This window comes from Uniformispora flossi (genome assembly GCF_049534875.1).
Classification (GTDB): Bacteria; Actinomycetota; Actinomycetes; order Streptomycetales; family Streptomycetaceae; genus Yinghuangia; species Yinghuangia aomiensis.
Genome location: NZ_JBMULZ010000008.1, coordinates 134,862 through 153,229 on the forward strand (window position 1 = coordinate 134,862; position 18,368 = coordinate 153,229).

General features: G+C 72.0%; 15 protein-coding genes. 11 read left to right on the top strand and 4 right to left on the bottom strand.

From position 1 onward, the window contains the following. Positions 1–653: 653 nt before the first annotated feature. The 7 genes from ACPA54_RS19585 (at position 654) to ACPA54_RS19615 (ending at position 7,030) form a co-directional block, all read left to right on the top strand. Positions 654–989 (top strand): DUF167 domain-containing protein, encoded by a 336-nt coding sequence (locus ACPA54_RS19585; RefSeq protein ID WP_423531497.1) that lies wholly within the window; start codon positions 654–656, stop codon positions 987–989. Between the two features lie 647 nt (positions 990–1,636). After that, the gene (locus ACPA54_RS19590; RefSeq protein WP_423531499.1) at positions 1,637–2,278 is read left to right on the top strand and encodes a TraR/DksA family transcriptional regulator; all 642 of its coding nucleotides are present in this window, start codon (positions 1,637–1,639) and stop codon (positions 2,276–2,278) included. Between the two features lie 68 nt (positions 2,279–2,346). Beyond that, positions 2,347–3,138: a signal peptidase II gene (gene lspA, locus ACPA54_RS19595; RefSeq protein WP_423531796.1), complete on the top strand. Its 792-nt coding sequence runs from the start codon at positions 2,347–2,349 to the stop codon at positions 3,136–3,138. A 30-nt stretch (positions 3,139–3,168) separates the two neighbouring features. Next, the gene (locus ACPA54_RS19600) at positions 3,169–4,116 is read left to right on the top strand and encodes an RluA family pseudouridine synthase (RefSeq protein WP_423531501.1); all 948 of its coding nucleotides are present in this window, start codon (positions 3,169–3,171) and stop codon (positions 4,114–4,116) included. A 95-nt stretch (positions 4,117–4,211) separates the two neighbouring features. Next, positions 4,212–5,816 (top strand): Na+/H+ antiporter, encoded by a 1,605-nt coding sequence (locus ACPA54_RS19605; RefSeq protein WP_423531503.1) that lies wholly within the window; start codon positions 4,212–4,214, stop codon positions 5,814–5,816. Positions 5,817–5,881: 65 nt separating this feature from the next. Continuing rightward, a complete protein-coding gene (locus tag ACPA54_RS19610) occupies positions 5,882–6,460 on the top strand; it encodes a dienelactone hydrolase family protein (protein ID WP_423531505.1) in 579 nt (192 codons plus the stop codon). A gap of 96 nt (positions 6,461–6,556) precedes the next feature. Further along, positions 6,557–7,030, top strand: coding sequence for a DUF4240 domain-containing protein (locus ACPA54_RS19615; RefSeq protein WP_423531507.1), 474 nt, complete (start codon positions 6,557–6,559; stop codon positions 7,028–7,030). Positions 7,031–7,062: 32 nt separating this feature from the next. On the opposite strand, the gene ACPA54_RS19620 is transcribed toward ACPA54_RS19615, so the two are convergent. Beyond that, positions 7,063–8,229 carry a mechanosensitive ion channel family protein gene (locus tag ACPA54_RS19620; protein WP_423531509.1) on the bottom strand — a complete coding sequence of 389 codons (1,167 nt, stop codon included), beginning with the start codon at positions 8,227–8,229 and terminating at the stop codon, positions 7,063–7,065. A 375-nt stretch (positions 8,230–8,604) separates the two neighbouring features. Here ACPA54_RS19620 and dnaE point away from each other — a divergent pair, with 375 nt between their 5' ends. From dnaE to ACPA54_RS19640, 4 genes are all read left to right on the top strand, one after another. After that, complete coding sequence (gene dnaE / locus ACPA54_RS19625; protein ID WP_423531798.1) at positions 8,605–12,135, top strand: DNA polymerase III subunit alpha; 3,531 nt, start codon at positions 8,605–8,607, stop codon at positions 12,133–12,135. Between the two features lie 648 nt (positions 12,136–12,783). Continuing rightward, positions 12,784–13,803, top strand: coding sequence for an ABC transporter ATP-binding protein (locus ACPA54_RS19630; protein WP_423531800.1), 1,020 nt, complete (start codon positions 12,784–12,786; stop codon positions 13,801–13,803). Continuing rightward, positions 13,800–14,645: an ABC transporter permease gene (locus ACPA54_RS19635; RefSeq protein WP_423531511.1), complete on the top strand. Its 846-nt coding sequence runs from the start codon at positions 13,800–13,802 to the stop codon at positions 14,643–14,645. The genes ACPA54_RS19630 and ACPA54_RS19635 overlap by 4 nt, the downstream gene beginning before the upstream one ends. Positions 14,646–14,734: 89 nt before the next feature. Next, positions 14,735–15,484, top strand: coding sequence for a hypothetical protein (locus ACPA54_RS19640; protein WP_423531513.1), 750 nt, complete (start codon positions 14,735–14,737; stop codon positions 15,482–15,484). Here ACPA54_RS19640 and ybaK read toward each other — a convergent pair. The 3 genes from ybaK to ACPA54_RS19655 form a co-directional block, all read right to left on the bottom strand. After that, positions 15,481–15,981: a Cys-tRNA(Pro) deacylase gene (gene ybaK / locus ACPA54_RS19645; RefSeq protein WP_423531514.1), complete on the bottom strand. Its 501-nt coding sequence runs from the start codon at positions 15,979–15,981 to the stop codon at positions 15,481–15,483. The genes ACPA54_RS19640 and ybaK overlap by 4 nt on opposite strands. 59 nt (positions 15,982–16,040) lie before the next feature. Continuing rightward, entirely contained in the window at positions 16,041–16,721 is a 681-nt protein-coding gene (locus ACPA54_RS19650) for an LON peptidase substrate-binding domain-containing protein (protein ID WP_423531516.1), read from the bottom strand. An 82-nt stretch (positions 16,722–16,803) separates the two neighbouring features. Beyond that, positions 16,804–18,345: an oxidoreductase gene (locus ACPA54_RS19655; RefSeq protein ID WP_423531518.1), complete on the bottom strand. Its 1,542-nt coding sequence runs from the start codon at positions 18,343–18,345 to the stop codon at positions 16,804–16,806. Positions 18,346–18,368: the final 23 nt, after the last annotated feature.

Sequence of the window (18,368 nt, forward strand, 5' to 3'; positions counted from 1 at the left end):
CGGGTTTGCCGGGCGGGTTCGTGGGCGGTGTGGTGGGCCTGTGGTGCGGTGGGGTGGGCTGCGGTGTGGGCGCGCGGCCGGGTGGCACGCGGGAGGCCTGCGGGCGGGTTTGCCGGGCGGGTTCGTGGGCGGTGTGGTGGGCCTGTGGTGCGGTGGGGTGGGCTGCGGTGTGGGCGCGCGGCCGGGTGGCACGCGGGAGGACTGCGGGCGGGTTCGTGGGCGGTGCCGTGGGCCTGTGGTGCGGTGGGGTGGGCTGCGGTGTGGGCGCGCGGCCGGGTGGCACGCGGGAAGCCTGCGGGCGGGTTCGCCGGGCGGTGCGGTGGGCCTGTGGTGCGGTGGGGGCCTGTGGTGTGGGCGCGAGGCCGGGTGGGGCCCGCGGAAGGGTTCGCAGGCGGCCGGGGGAGGGAGGCGGCTGTGGCGGAAAGGTGGTCCGCGGCGGGGCAGCCAGGTGGCGAGGGGTCGCCTGTGGCGGGGTGATCGCGAAGGGAGGCTGGTTGCGAGGGCAGGGTGATCGCGAAGGGAGGCTGCTTGCGAGGGCAGGGTGGTTGCGAAGGCGGGCGCGGGGGCGGTCCGGGGCCGCGGTTCAGGGACGCGGTTCGCTGTGCGGGCTGCGTCGCCGGACTCCGCGCCCGCGTCCCGGCATGATGGGGCGCATGAGCCGCCACGACCGCCGCGCAGCCGACGCCCCCGCGGCTGCCGTGCCCGTCGGCCCGGCCGCCCCGCGCCGGATCGGCATCCGGGTCAAGCCCGGCGCCTCGCGCACCGCGGTCGGCGGGACGCGCGGGGACGCGCTCGTCGTCGCGGTCAACGCGCGCGCGGTGGAAGGCAAGGCGACCGAAGCCGCGCTCAAGGCCCTCGCCGACGCCCTCGGCGTCCGCCGCCGTCAGCTGGCCCTGGTCACCGGCGCGACCAGCCGCGACAAGGTCGTCGAGATCACCGACGCGCCCGCCGACCTGGAGTCGACGCTCACCCGCCTGCGCGAGGGCTGAGGCGCGGCCGCCGGGCTCGGGCGAAGGACGCTGTCCCCGGCTTGCGATGGCTCCTTTGTTCCGCCAACGATCGGCGGAATCGAAAAGTCACGGGCTGGTCCGACCGGTCGGCGGCTCACCCTTGCGTGCGCCGCGCCCTGTGCGCGTTCGCACCGGCGTTCGACCCCCGTTCGATCCCCTGCGTGCGCCGCGCCTGTGTCTGTTTGCACCGGCGTTCGACCCCTTGCGTGCGCCGCGCCCTGCGTCCGTTCGCACCGGCCTTCGACCCTTGCGTGCGCCGCGCCCTGTGCCCGCTCGCTCCCGAGTTCGCCGCCGCAGCCGCCGACCCGGGCGCCGCAGCCGACAGCCCGGCCGTCCCGGCCCCAGGGCGCCTCGCCGCCGCCCGGCGGCTCGTCACCCCCTGTCCACTCCTGTTCAACGATCTGTACCCCCTCCGGTAACGAAGCGGACACGCACAACAGGGATAGTCGCGCCCGGTTCTGGGCAGAACCGACTTACGTTGCCGGGACCTGGGCCTGCCGAACGCCGGATTCCGGTGACGTGTCCTGCGTGTTCGGGGCTTGTGGGGGCCGGATCGCGTAGGCTTCCCCAGCTGTTTGCGAAATTTCATAGGAAATGTCCGAATCACTGCTCCGGATAGCGCAGGCATGACGACCGAACAGACCCTACGGAACGAGGGGGCCGTGACCATGGCGGAAAGCGGCAAGGCGGCCGGAGGCCGGACCAAGAGCGCGGCGACGGCCAGGTCCACGGCCTCCGGAGGCCCGGCGACCAGGGCGACCGGTTCGCGCAGCGCATCGCGCGCGAACACCGCCGGCGCGAAGGCCAAGGCCGCGCCGGCCGGCACCGCGACGGCGACGGCACTGGCCCCGCCGCCCGGCGGCGTACATCCCGCGTCCACCTACCCGGTGCGCCCGGGCGAGGACGCCTGGACCGAAGAAGAAGTGCACGAGTTGCGCGACGGCCTCCTCGACGAAGTCGCCCGGCTCACCAACGAGATCCGCTACGCCGAGCACGAGATCGCCGACATGCTGCGCGACTCCGGCGACGGCGCGGGCGACGACCAGGCGGACACCGGGACCAAGAATTTCGAGCGCGAGCACGAGATGGCCCTGACCAACCAGACCCGTAACATGCTGAGCCAGTCCGAACGGGCCCTGCGCAGGCTCGCGGACGGCACGTACGGAGCCTGCGAGTCCTGCGGGTCGCCGATCGGGAAGGCTCGTCTCCAGGTTTTCCCGCGTGCGACCCTGTGTGTCACCTGCAAACAGCGCGAGGAACGCCGATAACACCCGGTCCGCCCGGGACCGGTGCTCTCCGCTGACCTGGGAAGCCCACCCGAGAAGCGGAGCGAGTCATCGGTACCGGAGCGGAACGGCGGGACGGCCGCGCGCCCCTCGTCGACAAGGACAGCGTCGACAAGGACAGCGTCGGCCAGGACAGCACCGACAAGGACAGCACCACGGATACGCACGACCAGGCGGCCGGGCCGGACGAGCCCGGCCGCGCCGGAGACGGCGCGGCGGACGGAACCGCCGCGCCGTTCGCGCGCCCGCAGCGCCGCCGCGTCGCGGTCCTGCTCGGCGTCGCCGCGTTCGCGTACGTCCTCGACGTGGTCACCAAGCTCCTCGTGGTCGCCAAGCTCGAAGGGCACGACCCGATCGATCTGCTCGGCGACTGGCTGCAGCTCCGCGGTACGCGGAACCCGGGCGCCGCGTTCGGCATGGGCCAGGCGTACACGATCGTCTTCTCGCTGATCGCCGCCACCGTGGTCGTGGTGATCCTGCGGCTGTCCCGCCGCCTCTACAGCGTCCCGTGGGCCATCGCGCTCGGGCTGCTGCTGGGCGGCGCGTTCGGCAACCTGACCGACCGGATCTTCCGGTCGCCCGGGTTCCTGCGCGGCCACGTGGTGGACTTCGTGGCGCCCAAGCATTTCGCGGTCTTCAACATGGCGGACTCGGCGATCGTGGTCGGCGGCTGCCTGATCGTGCTGCTGTCGTTCCTCGGCCTCCAGCCGGACGGCACCCGCGAAGGAGACGACACCGAAGACACCGGCGACACCGGCGACAACCAGGACAGCGACGACAGCGACGACAACGGGGGCGCCGGCGAGGCCGAAGCCGACGACCGCGGCCCCCGCGCGGACTGACCCGTCCGCGGGACCCGGCATACTCGACGGGTGACTGCCTCCACCGGAACCCCCGAGATCCGTACCCTGCCCGTCCCGGACGGCCTCGAAGGCGAGCGGGTCGACGCCGCGCTCGCGCGGATGTTCGGGTTCTCCCGCACCCGCGCCGCCGAACTCGCCGCCGCGGGCAAGGTGCTGCTCGACGGGCGGCCGGCGGGCAAGTCCGACCGGGTTTCGGGCGGCGCGTGGCTCGAAGTGGAGATGCCCGCGGCCCCCGCCCCCGTGCGGGTCGTCGCCGAGCCGGTGCCCGGCATGGGCGTCGTGTACGACGACGACCACATCGTCGTCGTCGACAAGCCGCTCGGCGTCGCCGCGCACCCCAGCCCCGGCTGGCAGGGCACCACGGTCGTCGGCGGGCTAGCCGCGGCCGGCTACCGCATCGCGACGTCCGGCGCCGCCGAGCGCCAGGGCATCGTGCACCGGCTCGACGCGGGCACCAGCGGCCTCATGGTGGTCGCCAAGTCCGAGCGGGCGTACAGCCTCCTCAAGCAGCAGTTCCGGGACCGCACCGTGGACAAGCGCTACCACGCGCTCGTGCAGGGCCACCTCGACCCGCTGTCCGGGACTGTCGACGCACCGATCGACCGCCACCCCAAGCACGACTACAAGTGGGCGGTCGTGGCCGGCGGTAAGCCGAGCGTCACGCACTACGACACCGTCGAGGCGTTCCGCGCCGCGAGCCTGCTGTCCATCAAGCTGGAGACCGGCCGCACCCACCAGATCCGCGTGCACATGTCCTCGCTGCGCCACCCGTGCGTCGGCGACATGATGTACGGCGCCGACCCGACCCTGGCCAAGCGCCTCGGCGTCGCCCGGCAGTGGCTGCACGCGGTGCACCTCGGCTTCGAGCACCCCGGCTCCGGCGAGTGGGTCGAGTTCGACAGCACCTACCCGGACGACCTTGCCGGGGCGCTGGAGCGGGTCGCCGACCAGAGCTGACGCATCCCGCTCGGGGGCACGGCGCGGGCGGCGCGCCTTGGGCGTCCCGCCGCGGCCTCCCGCGAATTCCGGCATTTCCCGCGTAGCGTGCTCCCGTGGACCAGCTGACCGTCCTGTTCCTGCTGTTCCTGGTCACGCTCATCGCGGTGCCGCTCGCGACGCGGATCCGGATGCCGTACCCCGTGGTGATCACCCTCGGCGGGCTGCTGCTCGCGGTGATCCCCGGGGTGCCGGAACTGCGTATCGAGCCCGATCTGCTGCTGCCGCTGCTCCTGCCGCCGCTGCTGCACACCGCGGGATGGCGGACGAGCTGGCGCGAGTTCCTCGCCAATGCGAAGCCGATCCTGCTGCTCGCGGTGGCGCTGGTGCTGGTGACCACCACGGCGGTGGCGTATGTCGCGCACGCGGTCGTCCCGGGCCTGCCGGTCGCCGCCGCGGTGGCGCTCGGCGCGCTGGTGGCGCCGCCCGACCCGGTGGCCGCGTCCGCGGTCGCCGCGGGGCTGCGGCTGCCGCGGCGGCTGGTGTCGATCCTGGAGAGCGAGGGGCTCTTCAACGACGTCACCGCGATCGTGCTCTACCAGGTCGCGGTGTCCGCGGTGGTCACCGGCGAGTTCTCGGCACCGGTCGCGGTGGGCAAGTTCCTGCTGTCCGCCGTGGTGGCGTGCGCGGTCGGCTACGGCGTGGCGACGATCTCCGCGTGGGGCTTCCAATTCTTCACCGACGCGCGGCTGCGGGTGCTGGGGACGCTGCTCGTGCCGTACGTCGCCTACGCGCTGTCCGACAAACTCGGCGGCTCCGGGGTGCTCGCGGTCATCGTCGAAGTGCTCGTGCTGCGGGCCCGCGGCACCGAGGCCGAGGACGCGCTCGGCCGGCTCTCCGGCAGCGTGTTCTGGGCGATGACCGAACTGATGGTCACCGGGCTGACCTTCGGGATCATCGGCATCGAGCTGCGGACCGTCCTCGACGTACTCGGCACCGACGTCGGGGCGGTGCTCGCCGAAGCCGCGGCGGTGGTCGGCACCGTGATCCTGGTCCGCGGCGCGTGGCTGTTCCCCGCCGCGGTCCTCGCCCGGCGCCGCAACCGGCTCGCCAACGAAGCCGAGGACCCGGACGAGCGCGACCTGGCCCCGGTCGGGCCGCGCGAGACCGCGGTGCTGTGGTGGGCGGGCATGCGCGGAGTGGCGACCGTCGCGCTGGCCCTCGCCCTGCCCGCGACCACCGACGCGGGGGACCCGTTCCCGGCCCGCGACCGGCTCGTGGTGATCGCCTTCTCCGTGGTGATGGTCACCCTCGTCGTGCAGGGGCTCACGCTGCCGGGGCTGGTCAAGCTCCTCGGCGTCCGGGAATCCGAGGACCGGCTGGGGCAGGCCGAGGACGAGCTGCGAGTCCGCTCGCTGGTGGCCGCGCTCGCGCGGCTGCGCGAGCTGGAATCCCGGGGTGACATCCCGGAGGACCTGATCGACAGCCTGCGCAATCGCTGCCAGGGGCTCATCGCGCAGGTCGACCCGGACGCGTACGAAGACGAGGCCCGCGCGGCTTTCGCGGAGCGCCGCCGCCGCAAGAAGGAGTTCGCGCGGGTCGACGCCGAGCTGAACGAGGCCGCCCGCGAGGCGATCAAGGCGGCCCGCAACGAGCCCGGGGTCGACCCGGCCGTCGTGGACAAGCTGCTGCGCCGGATCGACATGAAAGGCTGGGGCTGAAGCACCCGCGTCGAACACGCACCCGCACGCACCCGTGCACACCTGCCCTGCACCCGGAGGAACCCGTGGCCCGCGTCCTGCTCTTCCACTCGGCCTACGGCCTTCGCCCCGCCGTCCACCAAGCCGCCGAGCGGCTGCGCGCGGCCGGGCACGAGGTCACCGTCCCCGACCTGTACGACGGCAAGGTCGCCGACACCGTCGAGGAAGGCATGGAGCTGCGCGAGGAGATCGGCCGCGACGAGCTGCTGCGCCGCGCCGTCGCCGCCGCGGGCCCGCTCGGCAAGGGCGTCGTCTACAGCGGCTTCTCGCTGGGCGCGTCGATCGCCCAGACCGTCGCCCTGTCCGACGAGCACGCCGCCGGCCTGCTGATGATGCACGGCACCTCCGACCTGCGCGACGACGCCGAGACCGAGATGGCCGTCCAGCTCCACGTCGCCGAACCCGACCCGTTCGAGACCGAGGACTGGCTCAACGCCTGGTACCTCCGCATGCTCGCCGCGGGCGCCGACGTCGAGGTCTTCCGCTACCACGGCGCCGGCCACATCTACACCGACCCGGAGCTGCCCGACTACGACCGGGAAGCCGCCGAGGCCACCTGGTCCACGGCCCTGGCCTTCCTCGAGGAACTCGACACCCAGGGCTGAGCGCACCGCCGCCGATCGGCTCAGCCTTGCCGCGACACCAGCCCTCCGACCCGGCAGGCAACCATCGGGGCTTGACGCGTATGTGACGATTTACCCGTGTTCGGATGGGATGAGTTCTGGGAGCTGATCGACCTTCTCGGCGGTCGCGCGGACGATGACGCGTGCGAGCGGCTGACCGACGTGTTGGCGACCCGGTCCAAGGCGACCGTCGTCGGGTTTGCCGACCTGCTGGCGGAGGCGCTGTACCGGCTCGATCGCGCCGACCTGGCGGCTCTGCCGTACATCGACGTGACCGACCGGGACGGCGTGCCCGTGCCGATGTCCGCCGACGGATTCCTGTACGCGCGCTGCGGTGTCGTTGCCGCCGGCCGCGAGGCCTATACGCACGTGCTGGCCGACCCAAGCGGCTTCTGCACCTATACCGCCGCCGAGTACGACGGCGAACCGCTCCTCTACGTCGCCGAGGACGCCTGGGAGCGGCTCACCGGCCGCCCGTGGGACCACGAGGAGCCCTATGACTACGAGACCGGCTCGAACCCGGAGGGCTGGCCGGGCCTCGCGCCGCGCTGACATGGCCGCAACCGGCAGGCGCCGGGCGGCGCTCAGCGGCGGTTGAGGTCGACCCGGGGCTTCTTGGCCAGCTCGACGAAGCGGCGCGGGCCGTCCTGCGCCGGGATGGCCGCGGACTGCTCCTCGTGGTGCCTGTCGTCGCCGTACGTGGGGGCGGCCGGAACGGCCGCGGTGGCGATCCGGGGCAGCGCGTACGGGTGCTTCCGCCGCACGAAGTCGAGCAGCTTCTCGCGCACCTCGCACCGCAGCGTCCACACGTCGTCGGAGTCGCGTGCGGTGACCACGGCGCGCAGCACGATCGTGGACGGCGTGGTGTCGGTGACGTACAGGCTCCAGCCCTGCCCGTCCCACAGCCCGCTGTCCTTGAGGATCCGGTGCAGTTCCTCGCGCAGCTCGCCGACCGGCGCCGAGTGGTCCAGGTGCAGGAAGACCGTGCCGGTCATCCGCATGTCGGTGCGGGACCAGTTCTCGAACGGCCGGCTCGTGAAGTACGACACCGGCATGACGATGCGCCGCTGGTCCCACGTGTTGATCACCAGGTAGGTGAGGGTGATCTCCTCGATGGTGCCGAGCCCGATGTCCTTGTTGACCACGACCGAGTCGCCGATCCGCACCATGTCGCTGAAGGCGATCTGCAGTCCGGCGAACAGGTTGGACAGCGCCGACTGCGCGGCGAGACCGGCGACCACGCCGATGAGGCCCGCGGAGGCGAGCAGGCTGGTGCCGATCGTCCGCATGCCGGGGAAGGTCATGATCATCGCGCTGATCGCGATGACGCCGACGACCGCGGCGGCGACCCGGCGGATCAGGTCGATCTGGGTGCGGACCCGGCGCACCCGGGACGCGTCGGTGGCGACCGCGGCGTAGCGCTCGAACGAGGTGTTGACGAGCACGTTGGCGGCGTGGATGGCGAGCCACGCGCACGCGCCGATCACGGCGAGCACGAGGAAGTGGCGGACCGAGCCGCGGCTGCTCTCGGGCAGGTCGGCGGCCGGTTCGGCGACGAGCATCAGCACGGTGCCGAGGGCCACCACGCAGGATGCGCGCGAGCGGCGCAGCATCGGCCACAGGGCCCCGGAGCCGGGGCGCCGGGTCTGGACTTCGCGGGCGACCTTGGCGAGCAGCCACGAAATGATGCCGGTGCCGGCGAGGACCGCGACCAGAACGATCAGGGGGCGCAGGATCTCCCAGACGTCCATGGCTGGTGGTTCTCCCTTTCTCCCGCGGGTTCTCCCGAGGGCTCCCTCCCGGGGTCTGCCGGGGGTTTCCGGCGGGGGCGGTTGCCGGGTGACGAATTCGCAACGCTAGTCACCCCCAAGGGTGACGTCCACATGGGCCGTCGACATGGCGTGGGGTCCCGGCCACCCGTCCGGTCGTGTCTTAGACTCGGGGGCTGCACGCGTGAGAGCTTCAGACCCGGGCGGGTTCCGTCCGGGTCTCCCCGGCTTGCGCCCAGGCCCCGTACGGCCCCTCCCGGCTTCGTGTCGGTGCCGCCGACTAGCCTGGTGACCAGGTCGAACGGCCTCACCGCGGGCAAGGTTCAGCCCAACCGGATACTTCGGGAGGACGGCGCCGTGGCCGACTCGTTCGTTCATCTCCACGTCCACACCGAGTTCTCGATGCTGGACGGTGCGGCACGCCTGAAGGAGATGTTCAAGGAGTGCCAGGAACAGGGCATGCCCGCCGTGGCGATGACCGACCACGGCAACATGTTCGGCGCCCGTGAGTTCTACAAGCAGGCGGTGGCGGCCGGTGTCACGCCGGTCATCGGCATCGAGGCGTATGTCGCCCCCGAGTCCCGCGGCCTCACCAAGCGCGTGCTGTGGGGCACCCCCGCGCAGAAGAAGGACGACGTCTCGGCGTCCGGCGCGTACACCCACAAGACGATCTGGGCGCGCAACAAGACCGGCCTGCACAACCTGTTCAAGCTGACCTCGCGCTCGTACGCCGAGGGCTACCTGGTCAAGTGGCCGCGGATGGACGCGGAGATCATCGCCGAGCACGCCGACGGCCTGATGGCCACCACCGGCTGCCCGTCCGGGGAGGTCCAGACCCGGCTGCGCCTGGGCCAGTTCGACAAGGCCGTGGAAGCCGCCGCGAAGTACCGCGACATCTTCGGGGCCGAGAACTACTTCATGGAGATCATGGACCACGGCCTCGACATCGAGCGCCGGGTCCGCGACGGCCTGATCGACATCTCCCGCAAGCTGAAGATCCCGCCGCTGGTCACGAACGACTCGCACTACACGCGCGAGTCCGACGCTGCGGCGCACGACCTGCTGCTGTGCATCCAGACCGGCAAGAACCTGTCCGACCCGGACCGGTTCAAGTTCGACGGCACCGGCTACTACCTGAAGTCCGCCGAGCAGATGTACGGGCACGACTCGTCCGACATCTGGCAGGAGGGCTGCCGCAACACCCTGCTGGTCGCCGAGAAGGTCGACACCACCGGGATGTTCGGGAAGCGGGACCTGCTTCCGAAGTTCGACGTGCCCGAGGGCATGACCGAGGACTCGTTCTTCGAGGCCGAGGTGTGGCGCGGCATGGACTGGCGCTTCCCGGACGGCTACGACGAGGAGCACCGCAAGCAGGCCGACTACGAGATCAAGATGATCCAGGAGATGGGCTTCCCGGCCTACTTCCTGGTCGTCGCCGACTTCATCATGTGGGCGAAGAACAACGGCGTGGCGGTCGGCCCGGGCCGCGGCTCCGCGGCGGGTTCGCTGGTCGCCTACGCGATGGGCATCACCGACCTCGACCCCATCCCGCACGGGCTGATCTTCGAGCGGTTCCTCAACCCCGAGCGCATCTCGATGCCCGATATCGACATCGACTTCGACGAACGCGGGCGCGGCGACGTCATCCGATATGTGACCGAAAAGTACGGGTCCGACAAGGTGGCGATGATCGTCACCTTCGGCACCATCAAGGCGAAGGCGGCCATCAAGGACGCCAGCCGTGTGCTCGGCTACCCGTACGCGATGGGCGACCGCATCACCAAAGCCATGCCCGCGGACGTCATGGGCAAGGGCATCTCACTGTCCGGCATCACCGACTCCTCGCACCCGCGCTACAACGAGGCGGGCGAAGTCCGGGCGATGTACGAGAACGAGGCCGACGTCCGCAAGGTCATCGACACCGCGCGCGGTATCGAGGGCCTGATCCGCCAGCCCGGCGTGCATGCCGCGGGCGTGATCATGTCCGCCGAGCCGCTCACCGACAACATCCCGGTGTGGACCCGGCACTCCGACGGCACCGTCATCACGCAGTTCGACTACCCCACCTGTGAAGACCTCGGTCTCCTCAAGATGGACTTCCTCGGCCTGCGCAACCTGACGATCATGGACGACGCCGTCAAGGCGATCGAGAAGAACAAGGGCATCAAGCTCGACCTTCTCGCCCTCCCGCTCGACGACAAGCCGACCTACGACCTCCTTGCCCGCGGTGACACGCTGGGCGTGTTCCAGCTCGACGGCGGGCCCATGCGGTCCCTCCTACGGCTGATGCGCCCCGACAACTTCGAGGACATCTCCGCGGTCCTGGCGCTGTACCGGCCGGGCCCGATGGGCGTCAACTCGCACAACAACTACGCGCTGCGCAAGAACGGCCAGCAGGAGATCACGCCGATCCACAAGGAGTTGGAGGAGCCCCTCAAGGAGATCCTCGAACCCACCTACGGCCTGATCGTCTACCAGGAGCAGGTGCAGCGCGCCGCGCAGATCCTCGCCGGGTACTCGCTGGGCGCAGCCGACAACCTGCGCCGCGCGATGGGCAAGAAGAAGAAGGAGATCCTCGACCAGGAGTTCGTGCCCTTCCAGAAGGGCTGCCTGGAGAACGGCTACTCCAAGGAAGCCATCCAGACCGTGTGGGACGTCCTCGTCCCGTTCGCCGGCTACGCGTTCAACAAGGCGCACTCCGCCGCCTACGGCCTGATCTCCTACTGGACCGCCTACCTCAAGGCGAACTACTCCGCCGAGTACATGTCCGGTCTGCTCACCTCGGTGCGCGACGACAAGGACAAGTCGGCGATCTACCTCAACGAGTGCCGGCGCATGGGCATCAAGGTGCTGCCGCCGGACGTCAACGAGTCCGACGCGGACTTCACCCCGCAGGGCGACACGCAGATCCGCTTCGGCCTGTCCGCGGTCCGCAACGTCGGCGCGAACGTCGTCGACTCGATCGCGCAGACCCGGCGTGCCAAGGGCAAGTTCACGTCCTTCCCGGACTTCCTCGACAAGGTCGAGGCGGTGGTCTGCAACAAGCGGACCGTGGAATCGCTCATCAAGGCCGGTGCGTTCGACTCGCTGGAGCACACCCGCAAGGGCCTGACCGAGAAGTACGAAGGCATGATCGACGCCGTCGTCGCGGTCAAGCGCAAGGAGTCCGAGGGCCAGTTCGACCTGTTCGGCGGCGGCGACGAGGACAGCGGGCCGGCGTTCGGCCTGGACGTGGAGTTCTCCACGGAGGAGTGGGAGAAGACGTTCCTGCTCGCCAACGAGCGCGAGATGCTCGGCCTGTACGTGTCCGACCACCCGCTCTTCGGCATCGAGCACGTGCTGGAGTCGAAGTCCGACTGCATGATTTCCGCGCTCACCGGCGACGAGCGCCCCGACGGGGCGATCGTCACCATCGGCGGCATCATTTCCGGCCTTCAGCGCAAAATGACCAAGCAGGGCAACCCGTGGGCGATCGCCACGGTCGAGGACCTCGCCGGCGCCATCGACTGCATGTTCTTCCCGCAGAGCTACGCACTGGTCTCCACCCAGCTCGTCGAGGACGCGGTGGTCTTCGTCAAGGGCCGCCTGGACAAGCGCGAAGACGTGCCGCGGCTGGTCGCGATGGAACTGATCGTGCCCGACATGTCCGAACTGGACGCGTCGCAGCCCCTGGTCATCACCCTGCCCACGGCCCGGATCGCGCCGCCGCTGGTCGCCAGGCTCAAGGACGTGCTGCGCCACCACCACGGCAACACCGAGGTCCGGCTGAAGCTCCATTCGCGCGACAAGACCACCTTGATGCGCCTGGACGCGCGGCTTTCGGTCAACCCGAGTCCGGCGCTGATGGGCGACCTGAAAGAACTCCTCGGCCCCGGCTGCCTCGTCTGATCGGTTGGTGATCGACTCGGCGTGCACGGGTATCGGAATCGGTGCATTTCAATACGGCTCGGTACGGCTCGATACGGCCAAATGCCATCTGCGTGAACCTTCGTGCACGTAGAGTCGTTTTCCCTATGTGGTCGTCTGCGGTCGCGCGGCCAGGCGCGGCCGACCGCGGCCGCCGATACCCCGGGCCGTGCTCCGGGGGGAAACGGGGAGCACCATGACCAACGGACGCCAGCACGCCCACCCGTCCGAACAGCCGCCCGCACCGAAGCCCGACCTGCGGACCGAACGCCCGGACCCGCGGCCCGCCAAGACCGCCTGACCGGGCACCGGCCCGCAACCCGCTCCGCGGGGCGTCCGGCGGAGCGCCGCCGGACGCCGGTCGCCGGTATGCGGAGCACAACCGCCCCGGGCCGCCGACGGCAGGAACCGAGGGAAGTGCCGAGGGGAAGCCGGGAGAAGGCGAGGGGCGCGGCACGGCAGGGTGCGGACGGCGCGTAGAGTTTTCCGGCACGGATTCCGTCGTGCCCGCGTGCCCCCCGATTGCACACGCGTGCACACTCGTGCCCCTGTCGCACCGCGACACCGACCGACCCGAGAGAGACCCCCGGCGGCGAGCCCGCGCCGGGGCAGGAGAGGCACCGCGTGGCCATGCTCGGCGAGACCGCCGCGATCCCGCACGCCGCGGCGCCGCGCACGTCCGGCGCGGTCTGCTACCGGGTCGCGGGACTGACCAAGACGTACCGCACCGGGCGCCGCGGCGCCCGCACCGAGGTCGTCGCGAACGACGCCGTCGACCTGGAGATCGGCCGCGGCGAGATCTTCGGGCTGCTCGGCCCCAACGGCGCCGGCAAGTCGACCCTCGTCCGCCAGCTCACCGGACTCCTGCGCCCCGACGCGGGCAGCGTCGACCTGCTCGGCCACGACCTGGTGCGCCGCCCCGAGACGGCGTCCCGGCTGGTCGCCTACCTCGGCCAGGACTCCGGCGCGCTCGACGAACTCACCGTCGCCCTCGCCATCGAGACCACCGCCCGGCTGCGCGCCGTCGAGCCGGCCGCGGCCCGCGCCGCCCGCGAAGCGGTCGTCGCCGAACTCGGCCTCGGCGACCTCGCCGAACGCCCGCTGAAGAAGCTGTCCGGCGGCCAGCGGCGGCTCGCCTGCGTGGCCACCGCCCTGGTCGGCGACCGCCCGGTGCTGGTCCTCGACGAACCCACCACCGGCATGGACCCGGTCGCGCGCCGAGCGGTGTGGGCGGCGATCGACCGCCGCCGCGCCGAGCACGGCACCACCGTGCTGCTGGTCACCCACAACGTCATCGAAGCCGAGACCGTCCTGGACCGGGTCGCGGTCCTCGACGAGGGCCGGGTCATCGCCTGCGACACCCCCGGCGGCCTCAAGGCCACCGTCGGCGACGAGGTCCGGCTCGACCTGGTCTGGCGGTCCGACCCGCCGATGAGCGAACCCGCCGTGGCCATGCTCGCCCGCGACGCGGTCCGCACCGGACGCCGCTGGACGACCCGCATGGACCCCGGCACCGCGCGCGAACTCCTCGCCGCGGTCACCTCCGGACCGGCGTTCGACGTGCTGGACGACTTCACACTGTCGACGCCGAGCCTGGAAGACGTGTACCTGGCGCTCGGCGGACGCCACGAAGGGCTGGTCAAGGGATGAGCGTGGGGCAGGACGCGGACATCGCCGGCGGCACGGTACGCCCGGCGGCCTCGGCCGCCGGCCCCGAGGCGACCGCCTTCCCGGCCGTGCCGCTCGCCCCGGCCACACCGCTGTGGGCGGGGCTGCTGACCGTCTACCGGGCGCAGCTGTCCCGGGTCCGGGTGTCGCGGGTGCCGCTGCTGTTCGTCGCGGTGTTCCAGTCCGTCGGGATCATGATCCTCATGCGCGGCGTCGTCGACACCGGCTCGGACTCGGCGCGCGAAGCCGTCGTCGCCGGGTCCAGCGTGCTCGTCGTCGCGTTCGTCGCGCTCAACCTGCTCGCCCAGCACTTCGGCGCGCTGCGCGCCGCGAACTCACTCGACTACTACCAGACCCTGCCGGTGCGCCCGGCCGCCGTGGTCCTCGGCATCGCCGCGGCCTACGCGTCGTTCACCCTGCCCGGTGCCGTCGTGACGGCGGTGATCGGCGCGGTGATGTTCCAGCTGTCGCTGGCGAACCTGTGGGCGCTCCTGCTCGTGGTGCCGCTGTCCGGCGCCGCGCTCGCGGGCGTCGGCGCGGTGTGCGGGCTGCTCGCGCCCCGGCAGGAACTCGCCACGCTGCTCGGCCAGCTGGGCATGTCGGTGGCGCTGCTGCTCGGCGTCATCCCGGCGGACCGGATGCCGTGGGCGATCGAGCTGGGCCGCGACGTGCTGCCGTCGTCCTACGGCGTGGACGCGTTCATCGCGACGTACGGCAGCCCCGACTGGGCGTCGTTCGCCGCGAACCTCGCCGTGTGCGCGGCCATCGGCGTCGTCATGCTGACGCTCGCCACCTGGGCGTTCCGCCGCACGGCACGCGACTAGGCCGTGCCTGGTCCTGACGAGGCCGTGTCGTGGGCGTGCCCCGCACCGCCTGACCGGCAACCCGACCACGAGCATGGGACGCTGACCGTATGACGTCGCCCTGGCAGTTCGACCGCACGTCCGACGCGGTCCCGTCCCCCGAGCAGCACCCCGGGGGCTTCGCCGCGCCCGTGCGGCGCCTGGACCTGTCGTGGCCCGCGGTGCGCGGTGACGTGGTGGCCGGCCTGATCGTGCTGCTGGTGTGCGCGGTGGTCGGCGTGGGGGCGGGGGCGATCTGGCACGCGCTCGCGCCGGACCTGCCGCGGGTGGTCGTCGGGCACCAGGCGTACTCGACCGCGAAGACGCCGACCGAGGGCGACATCGCCCGGGACGGCTGGTTCGCCGTCGTGGGCGTGGTCGCGGGCCTGCTGCTGGCCGGCCTGGGGTTCTGGAAGGGCCGCAAGTACGGCATCGGCGTCGCGTTCGGACTGGGGCTCGGCGGGCTGCTCGGCTCCTACGTGGCGTACAAGGTCGGCGGGGCGCTGGGCCCGGACCACTTCTGGCAGGCCGTCGACAAGGCCCACCCGAACGCGGCCGCGACCGAGCAGATCCCGTTCGACGAGCCGCTGCGGATCCAGGCCATGGGCGTGCTGTACCTGTGGCCGATGGCGTCGATGATCGTGTGGGCGATCCTGATGGCCGGCTTCGGCCCGCGCGACCCGGCCCCGAAGCTGCTGGCATGGCCGGGAACGGGCGAAGGCGGGCCGCACGCCGCGCCGCCCGCGGCGGGGGAGCCGGACGCTCCGTCGGCCGATGACGCTTCGCCCACCGATGACGTGTCGCCCAAGGGGACGGGCTAGCCCCGTCCGATCGCGGCCGTCCGTGCCCCGGTCAGCTCGACCAGCACCGCCGGCGGCAGCTCGATCTCCAATCCCCGCCGCCCCGCCGACACGAACACCGTCGGGTGGGTCAGCGCGGTCGCGTCCACGACCGTGGCGAGCCGCTTCTTCTGGCCGAGCGGGCTGATGCCGCCCACCACGTAGCCGGTCGCTCGCTCGGCCGCGGCCGGGTCGGCCATCGCCGCCCGCTTGCCGCCGACCGCGGCGGCCAGCGCCTTCAGGTCGAGCTTGCCCGCGACCGGCACCACGCCCACGGTCAGCGCACCGTCGACGTCCGCCAGCAGCGTCTTGAACACCCGGTCCGCGGACACCCCCAGCGCGGCGGCGGCTTCCTCGCCGTACGACGCCGCGTCCGGGTCGTGGCTGTAGGCATGCAGCGTGAACTCCGCGCCCGCGCGGGTCAGCGCCACCGTCGCGGGTGTGCCCTTGCCGCCGTGGGCGGCCTTGTTCCTGGCCACAGCGGCCCTCTCCGTCGCGTCCCGGACCCGTGCCCGGCACGGGTCCGGGACAGGTCGGCCTAGTTGGGCTGGTCCCCGCCCTGCTGCACCAGCTCCACCGCCGGCAGCGACCGCAGATGCTCCAGCAGCGCGTTCTCCCGCCGCAGCAGCGACAGCTCCTCGCGCAGCCGCAGCGTGGCGTCGCGCGCGACCAGCAGGCCCTGCTTGTCCGGCAGGTCCAGCACCATCGCCGCGGCCACCAGGTACGACATCACCACCGGATCCTCCGGCAGCTCCGGCAGCTCGACCATGCTGCGGCCCTGCGCACCCAGCAGCCGCTGCTGGTACTCGGTGAACGCCCGCGTCACCGCGTGCCCGAGCACCACCGCGTCGTCGCCCTTCGCCTCGTCGAGGTACTCGACCTCGCCGACCAGGTACGGGCCCGACTCGTCGACGGACAGCAGCCGGAAGCGCGACGCCCCGGTCGCCACCACGTCGAAGCGCCCGTCCGCGTGCGGGCGGATGGTCGCCACCTGGGCGGTGCAGCCGAGCGGGAACACCGCGTCGACGGTGTCCACGGGCAGGTCGCCGACCTCGCGCCCGGCGCGGAGCGCGACCACGCCGAAGCGGCGGTCGTCCTCGGGGCGCGCGAGCAGGTCGCGGACCAAGGCCCGGTACCGCTCCTCGAAGATGTTGAGTGGCAACACGAGGCCCGGATAGAGCACCGAGTTGAGCGGGAAGAGCGGGAGCCGGTCGGTCACAAGAGCAAAGACTAGGGCGTCCCCGCCACCGGTTCGGGAGGGTTTTCGCCAGTGACCGGCTCGAACGACCGGCAAACCCGCCTCAGGCCCCCCGGTTCAGCACCCGCGTCGCGCCCGCCGCGGCCGCGCCCGCGAGGATCCAGCCGAGCATCACCAGGACGTACGCGACCCACTGCGTCCACCCGCCCGGATTCCACGCCGACTCCTGTCCGAGCGACAGCACCGGCAGCAGCAGGTCGATCGTGTAGAAGAACGGGTTCCAGTGCGGCGCCTCGTCGGCTTTCAGGGGGCTCGGCCGGTCGAGTCCGAAGACCGTGGTGCCGATCGCGATCAGCGCGACCAGCCACGCCAGCGCCCGCGCCGGGCGGTAGCCGTACCCGATCGTGACGTCCTGCACCCAGCCCCACAGCCGGCCCGGCAGGCGCAGCGTTTCGCGGTTGCGGCGCTGCTTGGCGAGCAGCACACTGCGGGCCTCCTCGTCCTGGCCGGACGCGCGGTAGGCGAGCGCGAGCTGCTCGTACGGCTGCGGCTCGTAGTCCGGAGTCGCGGCGGCCAGCCACCGCAGCCGCTGCGCGAGGTCCATCGGCCGCGTCGAGCGCAGCACCGCGTATGTCATGCCGCCGATCGCCATGCGCCCCGGATCCTCCGGCCAGGTGCCCGGGACGTCGGTGAGCGCACCCCACTGCGCCCCGCTCAGCAGCACACGGCCGCGCGGCGTCGGCTCGACCACGATCGACAGGGTCCGCCCGGTCGCCCGCCACAGCGCGAGGGTGTCGGTCTCCCGCCCCAGCACGGCGGCGTGGTCGAGGATGTACGCGTCGCCGAACCGGGCGTCGATCAGCCGGATCGAACCGGTCGCGGTGAAGCGGTCGCTCATGTGCAGCGACTGCTCGACGTTCATGCCCGCGCCGTCGAACGCCGGCTTGCTGTGGCCGCGGCTGTCCAGGCCTTCCGGAGCGTCCAGCCGCGCCCGGTAGAACGTGACCCGGCCGCCGATCCGGGCGCTGCGCATGCGCACCGTGCCGAGCGCGTGGAACGGGCCGTGCGCGCTGATGTCGCCGGTCACCTGGATCCCGTCGGCGCTGACCGCGTCGCCGTCGCGCATCGGGCGGATCCGCGAGCCGTTCAGCACCACGTCGTTGGCGACGTGCGCGTCGGTCAGCAGAACGCCGTCGCGGATCCGGCAGGTGGTCAGGCACAGGTCGCCGTCGACGCGGGCGCGCCGGGCCCGGACCCCGTTGAGGACCGAGCCGATGATGCGCAGCGTGTTGGTCGTCGCGTCGCCCAGGTCGATGCGGTTCTCGAAGCGGCAGCCGCGCAGGTCGACGTAGGCGTCCACGCGGGCCCCGCGCAGCCGAAGGTCGCCGACGATCCGCGCCCCGGTCAGGTGCAGCCCCGGCGTGCGGCCGGCCACCGGGTCGGGTCCGTCGAGCAGCAGCCGGGCGAGGAATTCGGCGCGAATCGTGCGCTCGGGCCCCCAGTCGGCACCGAGGTCGCCGCGCGGCAGCGCCCAGTCCGCGGAGTAGGTGACGCCGCGTCCGGCGAAGTCGCATACGTCGCCGGTGCGGAACGCCTCCCACACCTGCCGCTCGGCATCACTCAGGTCACTCGGTATCGCCGCCACTGCCGTCCCCCCGCGAGGTCGTG

Coding starts and splice junctions, on each gene's coding strand:
- ACPA54_RS19585 (WP_423531497.1), top strand. CDS start 654: ATGAGCCGCCACGACCGCCGCGCAGCCGACGCCCCCGCGGCTGCCGTG.
- ACPA54_RS19590 (WP_423531499.1), top strand. CDS start 1,637: ATGACGACCGAACAGACCCTACGGAACGAGGGGGCCGTGACCATGGCG.
- ACPA54_RS19620 (WP_423531509.1), bottom strand. CDS start 8,229: ATGGACGTCTGGGAGATCCTGCGCCCCCTGATCGTTCTGGTCGCGGTC.
- ACPA54_RS19630 (WP_423531800.1), top strand. CDS start 12,784: ATGCTCGGCGAGACCGCCGCGATCCCGCACGCCGCGGCGCCGCGCACG.
- ACPA54_RS19635 (WP_423531511.1), top strand. CDS start 13,800: ATGAGCGTGGGGCAGGACGCGGACATCGCCGGCGGCACGGTACGCCCG.
- ACPA54_RS19640 (WP_423531513.1), top strand. CDS start 14,735: ATGACGTCGCCCTGGCAGTTCGACCGCACGTCCGACGCGGTCCCGTCC.